Source organism: Kitasatospora sp. NPDC101447 (genome assembly GCF_044767225.1).
Taxonomy (GTDB): Bacteria; Actinomycetota; Actinomycetes; order Streptomycetales; family Streptomycetaceae; genus Kitasatospora.
On record NZ_JBIWNL010000002.1, the window covers coordinates 284,495 to 303,124 of the forward strand.

Sequence of the window (18,630 nt, forward strand, 5' to 3'; positions counted from 1 at the left end):
CGCCGTCCGGACGGCGCACGGACGGCAGGCCGCAGGGGCCTGCCCGAGGGGAGGAACGGGTCATGAGGGTGAGCGTCCTGGGGCTCGGCTACGTGGGCTGCGTGTCGGCCGCGTGCCTGGCCAGCCTGGGGCACGAGGTCATTGGGGTGGACGTGAACCAGGTGAAGGTCGACCTGGTCAACGAGGGCAAGGCCCCGGTGGTCGAGGAGCGGATCGGCGAGCTCATCGCCGAGGTCGTGCGGACCGGGGCGCTGCGCGCGACCGCCGACGTCCGCGAGGCGATCATGGGCAGCGACGTGTCGCTGGTCTGCGTGGGAACGCCGTCGGAGCCCAACGGCAGCCTGTGCACCACCTACCTGGAGCGGGTCACCGAGCAGATCGGTGCCGCGGTGGCCGAGCGGGGCGGGCGGCAGACCGTCGTGTTCCGCAGCACCATGCTCCCGGGCACCTGCCTGAACCTGCTGGTCCCGATCCTGGAGAAGTACGCCGGCGGCACCGCCGGGGTGGACTTCGGAGTCGCCGTCAACCCGGAGTTCCTGCGCGAGGGCACGAGCGTGCGGGACTTCTTCGACCCGCCGAAGACCGTCATCGGCGAGCTCGACCCGGCCAGCGGCGACGTGGTCGCGGCGCTGTACGAGGGCCTGCCCGGCGAGGTGTTCCGGGTGCCGGTCCCGACGGCCGAGGCGATCAAGTACGCGGACAACGCCTTCCACGGCCTCAAGATCGGCTTCGCGAACGAGCTGGGCGCGGTGTGCCGGGCGCTCGGGGTGGACTCGCACCAGGTGATCGACGTCTTCCTGGCGGACCGCAAGCTGAACGTCAGCCCCGCCTACCTGCGGCCCGGCTTCGCCTTCGGCGGCTCCTGCCTGCCCAAGGACCTGCGCAGCCTGGTCCACGCGGCGCAGCGGGCCGACGTCGCGGTGCCCATCCTCGCCCACGTGCTGCCCTCCAACGCCGAACACCTGCAGCGCGCGGTGGAGTTGGTCGAGCGCACCGGCAAGCGCCGGGTGGGCCTGTTCGGCCTCTCCTTCAAGCCCGGCACCGACGACCTGCGCGAGAGCCCGCTCGTCGAGCTGGCGGAGCGGCTCTTCGGCAAGGGCTACGACCTGCGGATCTACGACCCCAACGTGAACCTCTCCCGGCTGCTCGGCGCGAACCGCGAGTACATCGAGACCCGGCTGCCGCACCTCGCGCAGCTGCTCGCGGAGTCCGTCGACGAGGTGCTCGAACACGCCGAGGTGTGCGTGGTCGGGACCAGGGAGCCGGCCGTCCTGTCGGCGCTGCCCCATGCCGGCGGCCCGGAGATCATCGACCTCATCCGCCTTCCCGACGCCGACGTGCGCCGGACCGAACCGGGGTACACGGGCCTTGCTTGGTGACGCGTCGTTCAGCGGGCCGGGCGGTGACGGCGCGGGCCGCCGCGCGCTGGTCCTGGTGGAGAACCTGTCGGTGCCCTTCGACCGGCGGGTGTGGCAGGAGTGCACGACACTGCGCGACGCGGGCTGGGAGGTGCACGTCGTCTGCCCGCGGGGCACCAAGCGGGACACCGAGCCGGAAGCGGTGATCGACGGCGTGCGGATCCACCGCTACCCGTTGCGCGCGGCCACCGGCGGGCCGGCCGGCTACCTGCAGGAGTACGGATCGGCGCTGTGGCACACCGCCCGGCTGGCCCGCAGGGTCGGCCCGGTCGACGTGGTCCACATCTGCAACCCGCCGGACCTGCTGTTCCTGCCGGCCCTGTTGCTGAAGCGGCGCGGGGCGCGGATCGTCTTCGACCAGCACGACCTGGTGCCCGAGCTCTACCTCTCCCGGTTCGACCGCGGCGCGGACCTGCTCCACCGCGCCGTGTGCGCGCTGGAACGGTGGACCTACCGGTCCGCGGACGTCGTGCTGGCCACGAACGAGAGCTACCGGGACGTCGCGCTGCGCCGCGGCGGCCGGCGGCCGGAGGACGTCTTCGTGGTGCGCAGCGCGCCCGACACCGACCGGTTCCAACCCGTGCCGCCCGAGCCGGAGTTGAAGCGCGGCAAGCCCCATCTGCTGTGCTACCTCGGTGTGATGGGCCCGCAGGACGGCGTCGACTACGCCTTGCGGGCCCTCGCGAAGCTGCGCGACGAGCAGGGGCGGACCGACTGGCACGCGGTGTTCGTGGGCGGCGGCGACACCTTCGACGCGATGGTGGAGCTGTCCCGGCGGCTCGGGCTCTCGGAGCAGGTGGAGTTCACCGGGCGGGTACCGGACGCCGACCTGGTGCGCTACCTGTCCAGCGCCGACGTCTGCCTCTCGCCCGACCCGCGCAACCCGCTCAACGACGTGTCGACCATGAACAAGGTCCTGGAGTACATGGTGATGGGGCGGCCGATCGTCTCCTTCGACCTCCGGGAGGCGCGGGTCTCCGCCGGTGACGCCGCCGTCTACGCGCCCGCGAACGACGAGGCCGAGTTCGCCGCGCTCATCGCGCGGCTGCTGGACGATCCGGAGGAGCGCGGCCGGATGGGCAAGCTCGGCCAGGAGCGGATCAACGGGCCGCTCGCCTGGCGGAACTCCCAGCGATCGCTGCTCGCCGCGTACGCCGCCGCCTGCCGTGGTCGGGCGCCGGTGTCGGCGGGCGGCCCGAACCGGGCAGGGAGAAGGCCCCGCCGTTGAGCGATGAAACGATACGTCTGGTCACGATCGGTCGGATCCTGCGCCGGCGCTGGCGGCTCCTCGCCGTCCTCGCCGTGCTGGGTGCGCTCGTCGGCTACGGCACGTCCTTCCTGTTCCCGCCGCGCTTCACGGCGTCGGCGTCCGTCCTGCTGCCCGGGGCGTGGCAGGAGCGCGAGCTGCTGACCCAGGCGGAGATCGCGAGCAGTTCGGTGGTGGTCGACCGCGCGGCCGCCGCGCTCGGCTGGAGCGGCGTCACCGGCACCGCGCTGCAGGACCGGGTGAGCGCCACGGCCGCCGACGGGAACATCATCAAGATCTCGGGCACGGCCGAGACCCCGGAGCGCGCCCAGCAGCTCTCCGACCAGGTCGCCCAGCAGTTCGTCACCTTCGCCGCGCGGATCGCCGGCGACAGCACCGACCCCGCGGCGTCCCAGCCCGAGGCGCTGCGGCAGATGGTGGTGCAGGCCAGCCGGCGCATCACCGACCTGGCCGACGCGGCCGATCCGGGGCAGACCGTGGAGAGCGTGCAGACCCGCACCGAACTCGCCAAGCTGCGCACCGCGCTGCAGGACGCCGTCAAGAAGCTGGACCAGGTCGACCCGGCCGCGAACCGGGCCAACATGGTCGTCATGGGGCCGGCCGCCCGGCCGACCGGCGAGGCACCGCCGACGCGGATGCAGCTCGTCGTCGCCGGGGCGCTGCTGTTCCTCGTCCTCGCCGTCATCGGCCACCTCACCGCCGCACGGATGAGCCGCCGCCCGCGTACCGAGCCCGAGATCGCCGCGGCGCTGGGCTCGGTCGTTCTCGGCACCGTCGACGTCCCCGGTGAACGGCCCGTCCACCGGCCGCAGGGCCGGGGCCCGGGGGCCCGGCTCCGCCGGCTGCTGGGCGTCGACACCCGGTGGGACGTCCCGGCCCCGCAGGCCTCCGGCGACGAGGCCGGACGGCAGGTCCGCTACCGGCGGGTGTGCGCCCGCCTCCGGGACCGGCTGCCCGCCGCCCGGCGGCTGCTGGTCCTCGTCCCGGACGGCGACGAGACGGCCCGCCTGGCCGCCGGGCAGCTCGTCACCGAGGCCGGCGGCGATCCGCTGCTGCGGGTGGTGGGGGTGTCGGTGTCCCGGCCGCTGGTGCCGGACCGTGACGACGAGTCCGGTGTCCTGGTCGTGCTCAGCGCGGGCAGCTGGACCGCGGGGGAGCTCACCGGCATCGCCGAGGCGTGCGCGGACGCCCGGCACAAGGTCGTCGGCGCGGTCGTCGCCGGCGCGGTCCGGGCACCGGCGCGGACGGCCGGCCGTCCGCCGGAGGGCGCCGAGCCCGAGACCGCGGCTGCGCCCGAGCCGGAGACCGTACCCGAGCCCGGGACCGAGATCCCGGCCGCCGTCGGCGACGAGGCGAGGAGAGGTTCGGGGTGACGACGAGTACGACGTCGGAGTCGCCGGCCGCCACGCCGCTGCTGGACCTGCAGGCGCTGGTGGTCGCGGTGCGCAGGCGCCGCCGCCTCTGGTGTGCCATGGCGCTGCTCGGGCTGCTGCTCGGCTCGGCGGCGGCGGTGCTGATGCCGGCGCCGCCGAGTGCGGTGGCCAAGGTGCTGGTCGCGCACGAGGCGGACCAGCCGAACGACCCCGGGACCCTCATCCGCACCGACGTCGCCCTGCTGCAGACCACGGGGATCGCCGGCAAGGCCCTGCAGGCCCTCGGCTCCCCGGACAAGCCGGAGGACTTCATGCAGGACTACGGGGGCATCGGCCTGACCAACAACCTGCTGCAGATCACCGTGAAGGGCCGCAGCGACGCGGAGGCGGTGGCCCGGGCCAAGGCGCTGGCCGACGCGTTCGTCGCCGACCACGTCCGGCGGATCCAGGAGGCCGCGGCCGCCGAGGCCAAGAGCCTGCTCGACCAGCGCGACCGGCTGCAGGAGCAACTCGCCCAGGTCAACAAGGCGATCGGCGACGCGACGCCGCAGAGCGGTCCGAAGGCCTCGGCGAACATGGAGTCGCTCTTCGCCAGCCGGGCCGAACTCACCTCGCGGATCACCGACTTCGGCCAGCGGGCCGCCGAGGCGAGCGTCGGCACGCCCCGGCTCGTCGCCGGCACCCAGATCGTGGACACCCCGCGCGCCGAGCGGCACTCCCTGGCCAGGACCGCCGCCACCGACGCCGTGGTCGGAGTCGTCCTCGGGCTCGTCCTCGGGCTCGCGGTGTCGGCCGTCGGCGTGGTGGTGGCGGACCGGCCCGTGCTGCGCCGGGAGATCGCGGCGAACCTCGGCGCCTCCGTCATCGCGGAACTGCGCCGGGTACCCCGCCGGCGGGGGCGGCGGTGGCAGGGACGCCGGACCAGGAGGGCCCGCAGCCGGCTCACCGCGACCCTGGTCCGCAGCGTGCGCGACTCCGCGGAGCCGGTGTCGCTGCTGGAACTGGGCTGTGCGCGCAGCACGGGCGCGATCGCCCTGGACCTCGCCGCGGCACTGGGCGAGGAGGGGCCGGTCGTCGTGGTCGACGGCCTGCCCGGCTCGAAGCTCGCCGACCGCCGCCCCGGGCCCGGGGCCCCGACCGTGGTCGCCGACGGGACGGCCGAGGCCGAGTCGGCGCAGGAACGACGGGTCGGCGTCGGCTCGGTGGCGCCCGGCACGGCGTGGACCGACCTGCGCCACCTCGGCACCCGGACCGTGCTCGTCGTGCGGGCCGGCCACGGCAGCGCCGCATGGCTGCACACCGTGGCGCGGCAACTCGCGGACCAGCGCATACCGGTGATCGGTGTGGTGCTGATCGACCCCGATCCGCGGGACCGGACCGACGGCACGCTCTGGGACGGGCCGCCCGCCGCGCCGCGCGGCCGCAACGACCGGCCGGCCCGGCCGATCGGCACGGGGCGGCGGCGGACCGAGCGGCTACCGATGTGGACCGCCATGGTCCCGGACAGTGACCAGGAGGCGAGGTAGGACATGTGCGGCATCGCAGGAACGTACCGATGGCCGGACGGGAAGGCCGTGACCGACCTGCTCACCGAGACCCTCGCCCACCGGGGGCCGGACGGGGCGGGCCGGTACAGCCACCCCGTCGGTGACGGCGAGGTGCACCTCGGGCACCGCCGACTGGCCATCATCGACCTGTCGGAGACCGGCGCCCAGCCGATGGTCTCGAACGGCCTCGTCCTGACGTACAACGGCGAGCTGTACAACGCGCCCGAGCTGCGGGCCGAACTGTCGGCCACCGGGGTGCGCTTCCGCGGAACCTCCGACACCGAGGTGCTGCTGGAGGCCTGGCGGCGCTGGGGCACGGACTGCCTGCCCAGGCTGCGCGGCATGTTCGCGTTCGGGATCTTCGACGAGCGGACCGGCGAGCTGGTGCTCGCCCGCGACCAGCTCGGCATCAAGCCGCTCTTCCTGCTCCGGCGCGGCGAGGGCCTGGTGTTCGCCTCCGAGCTCAAGGCGCTGGCCGCCGCCACCGGCGGGTCGCTGCAGGTGGACCACGCGGCGCTGGTGGCCTCACTGCTGTACTACTGGGTGCCGGACTCGCGGTGCGCGTTCCGCGAGGCGGAGAAGCTGCCGCCGGGCAGCTGGCTGCGGTGCCGGCCCGACGGCCGGGTGGAGCGCGGCCGGTTCTGGCACCTGCGGGACGTCGCCGCCGAGGGCCGGGAACGGGCCCGCAGCGGCGAGCTGCCCGACATCGCCGCGATCGTCGAGGAGTCGACCCGGCGCCACCTGCTCTCCGACGTCCCCGTGGCGACCTTCCTCTCCGGCGGGCTGGACTCCAGCTACCTGACCGCGCTGGCGGCCCGCGACCACCCCGGGATCTCCGCCTACACGATCGGGTTCCGCGCCGAGGACGCCAGGTTCGAGGCGATGCCGGACGACCTCCGCTACGCCCGTCAGGTGGCCGAGCGGTTCGGCGTCGACCTGCACGAGATCGAGATCGCCCCGGACGTGCTCGACCTGCTGCCGCGGATGACGTACCACCTGGACGAGCCGATCGGCGACCCCGCCGCGATCAACACCTTCCTGATCTGCTCGGCCGCCCGGGAGGCCGGCGTCAAGGTGCTGCTCTCGGGGATGGGCGCCGACGAGCTGTTCGCCGGCTACCGCAAACACCTGGCCAACCTGATCGCGCTGCGCTACCAGCGCGTCCCGCGGCCCCTGCGGCGCGGCCTGTCCGCGGCGGTGGACCGGCTGCCGGTGGCCTCGGCCCGCCGCGGGTACCGGTCGGTGCGGTTCGCCAAGCGGTTCCTGTCCTTCGCCGACCTGCCGGAGGAGACGGCGTTCCGGCGCAGCTACACCATGTACGACCGGGCCGAACTGCTCGCCCTGGTCGATCCGGACCTCGCCGGGACCGTCGACGACGTCCTGACCGAGCACGCGGACGTCTACCGGGACAACGAGCTCGACGACTTCGTCAACCGGATGTGCCTGGGCGACGCCCGGATGTTCCTGCCGGGCCTGAACCTCGCGTACACCGACCGCTCCAGCATGGCCGCGTCGACCGAGGTGCGGGTGCCGTACGTGGACGTCGAGGTGGTCAGGGCGGCGTTCGCCGTGCCCGGCGACCGGAAGATCGTCGGACGGCAGGGCAAGGCCGTCCTCAAGGAGGCGGCCACCTCGGTCCTGCCCCGGGAGATCGTGTACCGGCCCAAGGGCCTGTTCAGCGCCCCGCTGCGGGCCTGGATGAGCCGGGACCTCGCCCCGCTGGTGCGCGAGGTGGTGAACGACGGCGTGCTCGTCCGCTCCGGGTTCCTGCGGCGCGACGCGCTGGCGCGGCTCGTCGCCGAGGACGCCTCCGGGCAGCGGGACTTCTCCAAACACCTGTGGCACGTGCTGACCCTGGAGTACTGGTACCGCAGTGCGACCTCCGGGACCGACCACAGCGCCGGTTCGCCGGCGTAGAGCACACGTGACGGCTGAGAAACCTAGGGGACTCCGAGTGAAACAGGTCGTGCAGAACTACAAGAGCGGCGAGCTGGCGGTGCTCGACGTGCCGGCGCCGGGGTGCAAGCCGGGCGGGGTGCTGGTCCGCACCGCCTACTCGCTGATCTCCACCGGAACCGAACTGATGAAGGTCTCCGAGGCCGGCATGTCGATGCTGGGCAAGGCCCGCTCCCGGCCGGACCAGGTCGCCAAGGTCATGCAGAGCGTGGCCACCAACGGACTGCCCGCCACCTACCGCAAGGTGATGGGCAAGCTGGACTCGTACACGCCGCTGGGCTACTCGCTGTGCGGGGTGGTCGAGCAGGTCGGCGCCGGGATCGACGACGTGAAGGCCGGCGACCTGGTGGCCTGCGCCGGCAACGAGCACGCGCTGCACGCCGAGCTGAACTGGGTGCCGAAGAACCTCTACACCCCGGTGCCGGACGGCCTGGCGCCGCGGCACGCGGCCTTCGGCACCGTCGGGTCGATCGCGCTGCAGGGCGTCCGCCAGGGCGAGCCGCAGCTCGGCGAGGTGGCGCTGGTGATCGGCCTCGGGCTGATCGGGCAGCTGGTGGTGCAGCTGCTCACCGCCGCCGGTGTGCGCGTGGTCGGCGCCGACCCGGACCCCTCGCGCTGCGAGCTCGCCGAGCGCCTGGGCGCGGCGGCCTGCGGCGACCCGGGCTCGGCGGCCGTGGAGAACGCCGTCGCGGAGCTGACGGACGGCCACGGCGTGGACCAGGTGTACCTGGCGGCCGGCGGCGGCAGCAACCAGCCCGTGGAGCTGGCCGCGCACCTGGCCCGGGACCGCGGCCGGGTCGTCGACATCGGCAAGTGCCGCCTGGACCTGCCGTGGAACGCGTACTACGAGAAGGAGCTGGACGTCCGCTTCTCGCGCTCCTACGGCCCCGGGCGCTACGACCCGGAGTACGAGCTGGAGGGGCGCGACTACCCGATCGGGTACGTGCGCTGGACGGAGCGGCGCAACCTGGCCTGCTTCATCGACCTGATGGCCCGCGGCCGCGTCGACGTCGACCCGCTGATCTCCCACGTCGCCGACTTCGAGGACGCGGTGGAGACGTACCGGCGCCTCAAGGACGGCGAACTGAAGGCCGTCACCGCGCTGTTCCGCTACGCCCCGGCGGAATCGGAGCCGCCGGCGAAGGCCGAGGCCCCGAAGCTGGAGATCCCCGCCGTCAGGCTCCCCGCCGCGCGGACGGCCACGGCCCGCCCGGCCGGCGCCCCGGTGCGGCTGGCGTTCGTCGGCGCGGGCAACTACGCGTCCTCCATGCTGCTGCCGCACCTGGCCCAGCGCGAGGGCGTGGCACTGTCCACCGTCGTCACCACCACGTCCCTGTCCGCGGCCAACGCCCAGCGCAAGTTCGGCTTCGCCCGGGCGACCACCGACCTGGACGCCGTCCTCGGGGACTCCTCGATCGACGCCGTCTTCGTGGTCACCCGGCACAGCTCGCACGCCTCCCTGACCCGCAAGGCGCTGCTGGCCGGCAAGGCCGTCTTCGTGGAGAAGCCGCTCGCCCTGACCGAGGACGAACTCGCCTCCGTGCTCGCCACGGTGGAGGAGTCCGGCAACGACCGCCTCCAGGTCGGGTTCAACCGCCGCTTCGCCCCGCTGCTGCGCGAGGCCAGGACCCGCCTCGGCGCCCGTACGGGCCCGGCCAGCCTGCGCTACCTCGTCAACGCGGGCCGCCTCCAGCACGGCAGCTGGTACCTCCAGCAGGGCACCGAGGGCTCGCGATTCGAGGGCGAGGGCGGCCACTTCATCGACACCGCGAGCTGGCTGCTCGGCGCGGACCCGGTCTCGGTGTACGCCGTCGCCCCGTCCGGCAACGAGGACCTCCAGATCGTGCTGGGCTACCCCGACGGCTCCACCGCCGCCATCAGCTACGTCACCTCCGGGGCGCCCGGCTTCCCCAAGGAGACGCTGGACCTGCTCGCCGACGGCAAGGTGCTCAAGCTCGACGACTTCGTCCGCGCCTCGGTGTACGGCCGCAAGCGGTGGGTCAGCTCGCGGCTGCCCAAGGCCCGGGACAAGGGCCAGTCCAACGAGCTGGCCTCGTTCGTCAAGGCCGTGCGCACCGGCGGGCCGATGCCGGTGCCGCTGGAGTCCCTGGTCGCCACCACGGCGGCCACCCTCGCGGTGCAGGCCAGCCTGGGCGCCGGCGCCCCGGTGGCCCTGGCGAGGTCGCTGTGACCATGAGCGCGGGCTGGTACCTGCGGCGCCTGTCCGCGATGGGGCCGCAGGAGGTCGCCGGCCGGGTGGGCGACACGCTGCGCCGGCGCCGGTGGGGCAAGGAGATCCCGCCGGCGGGCCCGGCCGTCAGCGGCGCCCGGTTCACCGCCGTGCTGCCCGCCGGGGCGGTCGAGGCGGTGCCCGCCGAGGCTGCCAAGCGGCTGGTCGCCGAGGCGGACCGGCTGATGGACGGCCGCGCCGAGTTCTTCGGCGTGGAGCGCGCGGACATGGCCGACCCGGACTGGTGGTTCGACCCGAAGACCGGCCGCCGGGCCACCGCCGGCTACGCCTTCGACGTGCCCTACCGGGACGAGGGCGCCGTCGGCGACATCAAGCAGATCTGGGAGCCCTCCCGGCACCAGTACCTGACGGTGCTCGCCGCCGCGTACGCCGTCACCGGCAACGAGCGCTACGCCGAGCGCGTCGCCGACCACCTGCGCTCCTGGTGGAAGGTCAACCCGCCGCTGGAGGGCGTGCACTGGGTCAGCGGCATCGAGCTGGGCATCCGGCTGCTGTCCTGGGTGTGGGTGCGCCGGCTGCTGGACGGCTGGTCGGGCGCGGCCGCGCTGTTCGAGGCCAACCCGACGGCGCTGCACCAGATCTGGCACCACCAGCGCTGGCTGGCGGCCTTCCCCAGCCGGGGCTCCTCCGCGAACAACCACGTCATCGCCGAGGCCGCCGGGCAGTTCGCCGCCTCCTGCGCCTTCGACCGGTTCCCCGAGTCGGAGCGATGGCGTGCGGAGGCGCTGCGCTCGCTGGACCGCCACCTGCGCGCCAACACCTTCCTGTCCGGCCTCAACCGGGAGCTGGCCAGCGAGTACCACGGGCTCGTCCTGGAGCTCGGCCTGGCCGCGGTCGCCGAGGCGGACGCCGCCGGGGTGCCCGTCCCCGCGACGGTCCGTCTGGTGCTGCTGCGGATGACCGACGCCCTGGCCGCCGTGGTCGACAACCGGCTGCGGCCCCCGCGCCAGGGCGACGCGGACGACGGGCACGGCCTGGTCGTGGACGGCGCGGGCACCGACCGCTGGGCCTCGCTGCTCGCCACCGGGGAGGCCGTGTTCGGCCGCCTGCCCTGGTGGCCGGAGGTGGCGGCCGGCGACGTCCGCACCCCGCTGCTGGCCGCGCTGCTGAAGCCGTACGGGTCGGGCGTGGCCCGCCCGGCGAGCCGGCCCGTCCACCTGGCCGACGCCGGGATGACCATCCTCCGCGACGAGGAGGACCGGATCTGGTGCCGCTGCGACGGCGGTCCGCACGGGTTCCTGTCCATCGCCGCGCACGCCCACGCCGACGCGCTGTCCCTGGAGGTCCGGCAGGACGGGGTCGACGTGCTCGCCGACCCGGGGACGTTCTGCTACCACGGGCAGCCGGAGTGGCGGCGGTACTTCCGCTCGACCCTCGGCCACAACACGCTGGAACTGGACGGCGCCGACCAGTCCGTCTCCGGCGGCCCGTTCCTGTGGACCCGGCAGGCCCGCAGCCGCGTCCTGGTCGCGGACGTGGCAGACAAGGACGCGGCCGGTGGGGGAGTGGCCCGCTGGTGCGCCGAACACGACGGCTACCGGCCCTCCGTGCACCGCCGCCGGGTGGAACTGACCGCCGGGAGCCGGGAGTTGCGGGTGGTCGACGAGGTGAGCGGACCGCGCCGGCCCGTACGGCTGGCCTTCCACCTCGGCCCCGCCGTCACCGCGGACCTGACGGGGAACCGGGCGCTGCTCACCTGGACCGGTGACGGCGAGGACCGCTCCGCGGAGCTCGACCTCGCCGGGCAGCTGTCCTGGCGCGCCCACCGCGGCGAGAGCGACCCGCCGCTCGGCTGGTACTCCGCAGGCTTCGGCCGCAAGGAGCCCGCCACCACGCTGATCGGCACCGGCTTCGCCGACGGCGCGCAGGGGTTCACCACCGTACTCAGGTTCCACGGCTAGGGGGGCGCGTGGGGATCACGAGGCGGCCGCACCGGGGGGCGTCGACGCCGCGGCGCACGGCGTCGGCTGCGGCGGCGCTGACGCTCGCCCTGCTGGCGGCGACCGGCTGCACGAGCACGTCGGACGCCCCGGCGAAGCCGACCGGGGCGCCGACCGCGTCCGCGGCCGTGGCCGTCGCCCGGGTGTGCGCCGAGCCCGCGGCCGGACCGGCGACGGCGCCGGCGGGCGCGGTGACGATCGACCCGGCGGTGGTCGGCGACCTGTCCGCAAAGACCAGGAACAGCCCGCCGAACACCACGTTCTGGCTCGGACCGGGCACGCACCGGCTCGCGTCGGACCGGTACGCCCAGGTCGTCCCCAAGGAGGGGGACAGCTACCTCGGCGCGCCGGGCGCGGTGCTCGACGGCGGGAAGACCAACGAGTACGCGTTCGGCGGCGCCGCCGGCGGCGTCACCATCCGCTACCTGACCGTGCAGGGCTTCGTCGCGCCGCAGAACGAGGGCGTGGTCAACCACGACTCGGCCGACGGGTGGGTGATCGAGCACGCGACGATCCAGAACAACTCCGGCGCCGGGCTGATGGCCGGCGCCCACCAGCGGGTCCGCGCCAGCTGCCTGCGCGGCAACGGGCAGTACGGCATGAACGCGTACAAGACCGGCGGCCCCGTCAGCGACCTCGTGGTGGAGGGCAACGAGATCACCGGGAACGACACCGACGAGTGGGAGCGGCGCCAGCCGGGCTGCGGCTGCACCGGAGGCGTCAAGTTCTGGGCCGTCAACGGCGCCGACGTGCGCGGCAACTGGGTGCACGACAACCGCGGCACCGGGCTGTGGGCGGACACCAACAACAACGACTTCCGCATCGAGGACAACGTGCTGGAGTCCAACGACGGCGCCGCGCTGATCTACGAGACCAGCTACAACGCGGTCATCCGGAACAACACGATCCGGCGCAACGACTGGGTCGAGGGCCGCAGGTACGCCGACCGCGGCGACAACTTCCCGGTCGCGACCGTCTACCTGTCCGAGTCCGGCGGCGAACCGCGGATCCCCGCCCGCACCGACAAGATCGAGATCGACCGGAACGTGCTGGAGGACAACTGGTCCGGGATCACCCTGTGGGAGAACGCCGACCGGTTCTGCAACAGCCCGGCCAACACCTCGTCCGGTGACTGCACCCTGCTGGTGAAGAACACCGCCAGCTGCGCACAACCGGGCATCGCCGGCGCACCGCTCTACGCCGACTGCCGGTGGAAGACCCAGCGCGTCGACATCCACGACAACCGCTTCGTCCTGGACCCGACCGTCCCCGGCTGCACGACCGGCTGCGGCCGGATGGCGGTGCTCGCCAACTACGGCACCTACCCGGACTGGTCGCCGTACAAGGGCGAACCGGTGGCCGAGGCGATCACCGGCAAGCAGCAGAACCGCTGGCACGACAACACCTACCTCGGACCGTGGAGCTTCGTCGCCCACGACCCGAGCCGGACGCTCGACTCCGCGCAGTGGCAGGGCGCGCCGTACCAGCAGGACCAGGGCAGCACCTTCCGGCCGCGGGCGGGTGGTTGAGATGGGCCGGAACCAGATGTGCGCCGGGCCGCCCGCCGGACCGGACACCGCGGGCGCCCGGCCCGACGCCCGGCCGCGCCCGGCCGGCACCCCGAAGGCCGTCGGGACGGTCTGGGGGCTGCTCATCCTCAACACCCTCGGCTCCGCCGGGGCGAAGACCATCGTCCCGCTGCCCCGCTCCCTCATCCAGATGGCCACCATGGGCGCGCTGGTCACCGCGTTCGCGCTGGCGCTCGCCCTCAACCTCCGGCTGCGCATCCGCGCCAGCGCCTTCCTGTTCCTGCTCACCCTGATGCTGGTGCTGAGCGTGATCTCCAGCGCGCACCTGGAGTCCGGGTTCGGGGCGCTGTTCCGCTGCTTCCGGCTGACCCTGTTCGTCGGCACGCTGTGGCTGCTCAGCCGCTGGTGGGACGGCGGCCCGCTGCTCGTCCGGCACCACATCCGGATGTACTTCGCGGTGCTCGCGTCGGTGGCCGCCGGCCTGGTCGTCTCGCCGGGCGCGGCCATGCCCGACCTCTACGGCGGGCGGCTGGTCGGCGCGCTGTGGCCGCTCACCCCGCCGCAGATCGGCCAGTACGCCGCGGTGATCATCGGGCTCACCGTGCTGCTCCTGCTGGACCGCCGGACCACCGGGGCGAGCGCGGCCACCGTCATCGTGCCGTCCTTCGTCCTGCTCGCGCTGACCCACACCCGGACGGCGACGGTCGCCATGCTCATCGGGCTGGTGCTGGCCGTCGGCTCACTCGTCCTGACCAGCGCCGCCGCCCGCCGGTTCTTCACCTGGGCGGTGCTGTGCGCCACCGTGGCCGCGGTCGGGCTGAGCTCACTGCTGCAGGCGTGGTTCCTGCGCGGACAGAGCCAGGAGAACTTCTCCAACCTCACCGGCCGGGCCAAGGTCTGGGACGCGCTGCTGGCGGCGCCCCGGACGACCACGGAGCAGCTGTTCGGCGTGGGGCTGGGCGACAAGTCGTTCGGCGGGCTGCCGATCGACAACAGCTGGCTGGCCGTCTACAACGAGCAGGGCCTGGCCGGCGTCACCGTCGTGGCGGCGATCCTCGTCGTGCTGGGCGGCGTCGCGCTGCTGCGGCCGCCGTCGCTGGCGAGGGCCTGCGCGATCTTCCTGATCAGCTACTGCGCGATCGCGTCGTACACCGAGGCCGGGCTGGGCGACGCCTCGCCGTACCTGCTGCACCTGACGGTGGCCGCCTCGCTGCTGGTGACACCCGCCGCGGCCGGCCACGGACCGGCGCCCGGAGTCGCGCTGTCCGGAGGCGGGTTGCCCCGAGTCGCGGCGTTCGGAGACCCGGTGTCCCGAGCCGGGGTGCCCGGAGCCCTCCGACGACGCACACCGCCATGGACCCACGGATCGGAGGGAGGGTGAGCATGCGCGTCCTCGTGGTGCACAACCGCTACGCCTCGGCGCAGCCGAGCGGGGAGAACATGGTCGTCGACCAGGAGGTGGGGCTGCTGCGCGAGGCCGGGCACCGGGTCGAGGTGTTCGAGCGGCGCAGCGACGACATCGCCGCCCGGTCCCTGCCGGGCAAGATCGCGGTGCCGCTGCTGGTGCCGTGGAACCCGGCGGTCCGCAAGGAACTCGCGGCCCGGCTGCGCACCGAGCGGCCGGACGTGGTGCACGTCCACAACGTCTTCCCGCTGCTGTCGCCCGCGGTGCTGGCCGCCTGCGCCGACGCCGGCGTGCCGGCCGTCGCCACGCTGCACAACTACACCCAGGTCTGCCCGCCGGGCACGCTGCAGCGGGACGGCCGGCCGTGCACCGAGTGCGTCGGCGGCTCGCCGCTGCCCGCCGTCCGGCACGGCTGCTACCGCAACTCCCGGTTGGCGACGGTGCCGCTCGCCGTCAGCCTGTCGGTCAACCGGCGGCGGTGGTGGTCCGGCGTGGAGCGGTTCTTCTGCATCTCCGCGGCGCAGCGCGACGTCCTGGTGCGGGCCGGCCTGCCGGCCGAACGGCTGGCGGTCAAGCACAACTTCGTGCCCGACCCGGGCACGTGCCGCACCGGCGTCGGCGAGCACCTGCTCTACCTCGGCCGACTCGCGGAGGCCAAGGGCGTGCGGCTGCTCATGACCGCGTGGGACGAACTCGCCGCGGCCGGCGGGGTGGGCGTGCCGCTCGTGGTCGCCGGCACGGGCCCGCTGGAGCGCGAGGTGACCGCCTGGGCGGCGGGCCGGGACGACGTGCGGTACGTCGGCCTGTACGACCGGGACCAGTGCCGGCAGGCCCTCGCGCGGTCGGTCGCCGTGGTGGCGCCCTCGACGTGGCTGGAGGCGTTCGGCCTGGTGGTCGTGGAGGCGATGGCGGCCGGCGTCCCGGCCGTCGCCGCCGGTCACGGCGCCTTCGCCGAACTCGTCGAGGACGGGGTGACCGGGCTGCTGCACCGGCCCGGGGAGGCGGCCTCGCTCGCGTCCTGCATCCGCCGGATCACGGCCGGGGCGGACCGCAACCAGGAGATGGGCCGGGCGGCCCGGCGCCGGTACGAGCAGGGCTTCAGCCCGGCCGTCGGGCTGGAGCGCCTGGTGGAGGGGTACCGCACCGCGATCGCGGTGCGGTCCGGCGGCGCGGACGGCGCGCCGCCGGTCGGGAACGGAAACACGGGCTCGCGCCGGGGCACCCGCGCGGGCAGGGATGGGGGCAGGACATGACACGATGCCGACTCTGCGGATCGACGGCGTTGGGGAGCGTCGTCGACCTGGGGGCGACCCCGCCGTGCGAGAGCTTCCTCGCCGCGGACGAACTGGACCGGCCGGAGCCGGCGTACCCGCTGCACCTGCGGGTCTGCACCGACTGCTGGCTGGCGCAGATCCCGCCGCTGATCACGCCCGAGGAGACGTTCACGCAGTACGCGTACTTCTCCTCCTACTCGACCTCCTGGGTGGAGCACGCCCGTAGCTTCGTCAGCGGTGCCGTACAGCGGCTGGACCTGGGCCCCGACGCCTTCGTGGTCGAGGTCGCGAGCAACGACGGGTACCTGCTCCGGCACGTCGTGGACCGGGGGATCCGCTGCCTCGGCATCGAACCGTCGGTGAACGTCGGCGCCGCGGCGCGCGAGGCCGGCGTGCCCACCCTCACGGCGTTCCTGGACCCGGTCACCGGCTCGGCCGTCCGCGCCGAACACGGCCCGGCGGACCTGGTCGTGGCCAACAACGTGTACGCGCACATCCCCGACGTGGTCGGGTTCACCCGGGGGCTGCGCGCCCTGGTCGCCGACGACGGCTGGGTCTCCATCGAGGTGCAGCACCTGCTGACCCTGATCGAGGAGAACCAGTACGACACGATCTACCACGAGCACTTCCAGTACTACACGGTCGCCTCCGCGGCCCGGGCCCTGGCCAGCGGCGGACTCACGCTCGTGGACGTCGAACTGCTGCCGACGCACGGCGGCTCCATCCGGCTGTGGGCCCGCCCGGACGGGGCGGCCGGCGAGCCGACCGGCCGGGTCGCCGAGGTGCTGGACCGGGAGAAGGCCGCCGGGCTGCAGGACCTCTCCGGGTACACCGAGTTCTCCGCCCGGGTGGCCAAGGTGCGCCGGGACCTCCTCAAGTTCCTCGTCGAGGCGGCCGAGCGCGGCGAGACGGTCGTCGGCTACGGCGCCCCCGGCAAGGGCAACACCCTGCTCAATCACTGCGGCATCCGGCCCGACCTGCTCCCGTACACGGTCGACCGCAACCCGTACAAGCACGGCAGGTTCACCCCGGGCACCCGCATCCCGATCCTGCCGCCCGAGCGGATCGCCGCCGACAAGCCCGACTACGTCCTCGTCCTCCCGTGGAACCTGCGGGCCGAGCTGACCGAGCAGCTCTCCTTCGTGCACGAGTGGGGCGGCCGACTGGTCTTCCCCATCCCGGAACTCAGCATCGTCGAGGTGAAGGCATGAAGGTCGTCCTGTTCTGCGGCGGTTACGGGCTGCGCATGCGCAGCGGAGCGTCCGACGACGTGCCCAAGCCGATGGCGATGGTCGGCCCGCGGCCGCTGATCTGGCACGTCATGCGCTACTACGCGTACTACGGGCACACGGAGTTCATCCTCTGCCTCGGGTACGGGGCCCACCACATCAAGGAGTTCTTCCTCAACTACGAGGAGACGACGTCCAACGACTTCGTGCTGCGGGGCGGGAAGACCGAGCTGCTGTCCACCGACATCGCCTCCTGGACGATCACCTTCGCGCAGACCGGCATCGAGTCGCCGATCGGGGAGCGGCTGCGCCGGGTGCGCCACCACCTCGACGGCGAGGAGATGTTCCTCGCCAACTACGCCGACGTGCTCACCGACGCCCCGCTGCCGGAGATGATCGACGCGTTCGCCCGGCGCGACGCCGGTGCGTCGATGATGGTGGTGCCGCCGCAGTCCTCGTTCCACTGCGTGGAGCTGGGCGAGGACGGCCTGGTGGGCGGCATCACGGCGGTGAGCGAACTGCCGCTGTGGGAGAACGGCGGCTACTTCGTGCTCCGCCAGGAGGTCTTCGACCACATCCCGGAGAACGGCGACCTGGTCGCCGACGGGTGCACCCAACTGGCGAAGCGCGGACGGCTGGTGGCGCACCAGCACCGCGGCTTCTGGAAGCCGACCGACACCGTGAAGGAACGGGCCGCGCTGGACGCCGCCTACGCCCGGGGCGACCGCCCGTGGGCCGTGTGGGAGCGGGACGGCGCGGCCGGCCGTCCGGCCGGCGCCGCGGCGGGGACCGCGTGATCCGCCTCGGGGCCGGGCGCCCGGACGCGGTCGTCGCCGTGGGTGCGCACTGCGACGACATCGCCATCGGCGCGGGCGGCTCCCTGCTGACGATGTGCCGGGCCCGGCCCGGCCTGCGGGTCGACGCCCTGGTGCTCTCCGGCGGCGGGGGCGAACGCGAGGAGGAGGAACGGGCCGCGCTCGCCGCCTTCTGCCCGGACGCCGACCTGCGGCTGACCGTGCTCAAGCTGCCCGACGGCCGGCTGCCCGCGCACTGGGACGAGGCCAAGGCCGCCGTCGAGGAACTGCGCGGGCGCAGCGAGCCGGACGTGGTCCTCGCCCCGCGCACCGAGGACGCCCACCAGGACCACCGGGGCCTGGCGCAACTGATGACCACCGCCTTCCGCGACCACCTCGTCCTCGGCTACGAGATCGTCAAGTGGGACGGCGACCTCGGCCGCCCGGTGGCCTACCAGCCGCTGACCCCGGAGACCGCCGAGGAGAAGGTCCGGCTGCTGCAGGAGCACTACCCCTCGCAGCGCCACCGCCCCTGGTACGACCGGGAGGCCTTCCTCGGGCTGGCACGGATCCGCGGCATCGAGTGCCACGCCCGCTACGCCGAGGCGTTCGCCGTCACCAAACTGACTCTGAACCTGGGGGGATGA

At 73.8% G+C, this 18,630-nt stretch carries 13 protein-coding genes; all 13 read left to right on the forward strand.

Features of this window, described 5'->3' with window-relative positions:
* The first annotated feature begins 62 nt into the window (after positions 1-62).
* Genes ACIRST_RS03790 through ACIRST_RS03850 form a run of 13 tightly spaced genes read left to right on the forward strand, consistent with a single transcriptional unit; the run spans position 63 to position 18,630 of the window.
* Entirely contained in the window at positions 63-1,379 is a 1,317-nt protein-coding gene (locus ACIRST_RS03790) for a nucleotide sugar dehydrogenase (protein ID WP_402799732.1), read from the forward strand.
* Complete coding sequence (locus tag ACIRST_RS03795; RefSeq protein ID WP_402799734.1) at positions 1,369-2,646, forward strand: glycosyltransferase family 4 protein; 1,278 nt, start codon at positions 1,369-1,371, stop codon at positions 2,644-2,646. Before ACIRST_RS03790 ends, ACIRST_RS03795 begins: the two co-directional genes overlap by 11 nt.
* A complete protein-coding gene (locus ACIRST_RS03800) occupies positions 2,643-4,058 on the forward strand; it encodes a Wzz/FepE/Etk N-terminal domain-containing protein (RefSeq protein ID WP_402799737.1) in 1,416 nt (471 codons plus the stop codon). Before ACIRST_RS03795 ends, ACIRST_RS03800 begins: the two co-directional genes overlap by 4 nt.
* Positions 4,055-5,584, forward strand: a complete 1,530-nt coding sequence (locus ACIRST_RS03805; RefSeq protein ID WP_402799740.1) for a Wzz/FepE/Etk N-terminal domain-containing protein — start codon at positions 4,055-4,057, stop codon at positions 5,582-5,584. Before ACIRST_RS03800 ends, ACIRST_RS03805 begins: the two co-directional genes overlap by 4 nt.
* Positions 5,585-5,587: 3 nt before the next feature.
* Positions 5,588-7,522 carry an asparagine synthase (glutamine-hydrolyzing) gene (gene asnB, locus ACIRST_RS03810; protein ID WP_402799743.1) on the forward strand — a complete coding sequence of 645 codons (1,935 nt, stop codon included), beginning with the start codon at positions 5,588-5,590 and terminating at the stop codon, positions 7,520-7,522.
* A gap of 37 nt (positions 7,523-7,559) precedes the next feature.
* Positions 7,560-9,752 carry a bi-domain-containing oxidoreductase gene (locus ACIRST_RS03815; protein WP_402799745.1) on the forward strand — a complete coding sequence of 731 codons (2,193 nt, stop codon included), beginning with the start codon at positions 7,560-7,562 and terminating at the stop codon, positions 9,750-9,752.
* Complete coding sequence (locus ACIRST_RS03820) at positions 9,749-11,713, forward strand: alginate lyase family protein (RefSeq protein WP_402799748.1); 1,965 nt, start codon at positions 9,749-9,751, stop codon at positions 11,711-11,713. The genes ACIRST_RS03815 and ACIRST_RS03820 overlap by 4 nt, the downstream gene beginning before the upstream one ends.
* Before the next feature lie 14 nt (positions 11,714-11,727).
* Positions 11,728-13,281 carry a right-handed parallel beta-helix repeat-containing protein gene (locus tag ACIRST_RS03825; RefSeq protein WP_402800125.1) on the forward strand — a complete coding sequence of 518 codons (1,554 nt, stop codon included), beginning with the start codon at positions 11,728-11,730 and terminating at the stop codon, positions 13,279-13,281.
* 1 nt (position 13,282) lies between these two features.
* A complete protein-coding gene (locus ACIRST_RS03830; RefSeq protein WP_402799750.1) occupies positions 13,283-14,662 on the forward strand; it encodes an O-antigen ligase domain-containing protein in 1,380 nt (459 codons plus the stop codon).
* 2 nt (positions 14,663-14,664) lie between these two features.
* Positions 14,665-15,939, forward strand: coding sequence for a glycosyltransferase (locus tag ACIRST_RS03835; protein WP_402799753.1), 1,275 nt, complete (start codon positions 14,665-14,667; stop codon positions 15,937-15,939).
* Positions 15,936-17,171, forward strand: coding sequence for a class I SAM-dependent methyltransferase (locus ACIRST_RS03840; RefSeq protein ID WP_350525569.1), 1,236 nt, complete (start codon positions 15,936-15,938; stop codon positions 17,169-17,171). Before ACIRST_RS03835 ends, ACIRST_RS03840 begins: the two co-directional genes overlap by 4 nt.
* On the forward strand, positions 17,168-17,986 hold the full coding sequence (locus ACIRST_RS03845; protein ID WP_350525570.1) for a glucose-1-phosphate cytidylyltransferase: 819 nt from the start codon (positions 17,168-17,170) through the stop codon (positions 17,984-17,986). Before ACIRST_RS03840 ends, ACIRST_RS03845 begins: the two co-directional genes overlap by 4 nt.
* Entirely contained in the window at positions 17,983-18,630 is a 648-nt protein-coding gene (locus ACIRST_RS03850) for a PIG-L family deacetylase (RefSeq protein WP_350525571.1), read from the forward strand. The genes ACIRST_RS03845 and ACIRST_RS03850 overlap by 4 nt, the downstream gene beginning before the upstream one ends.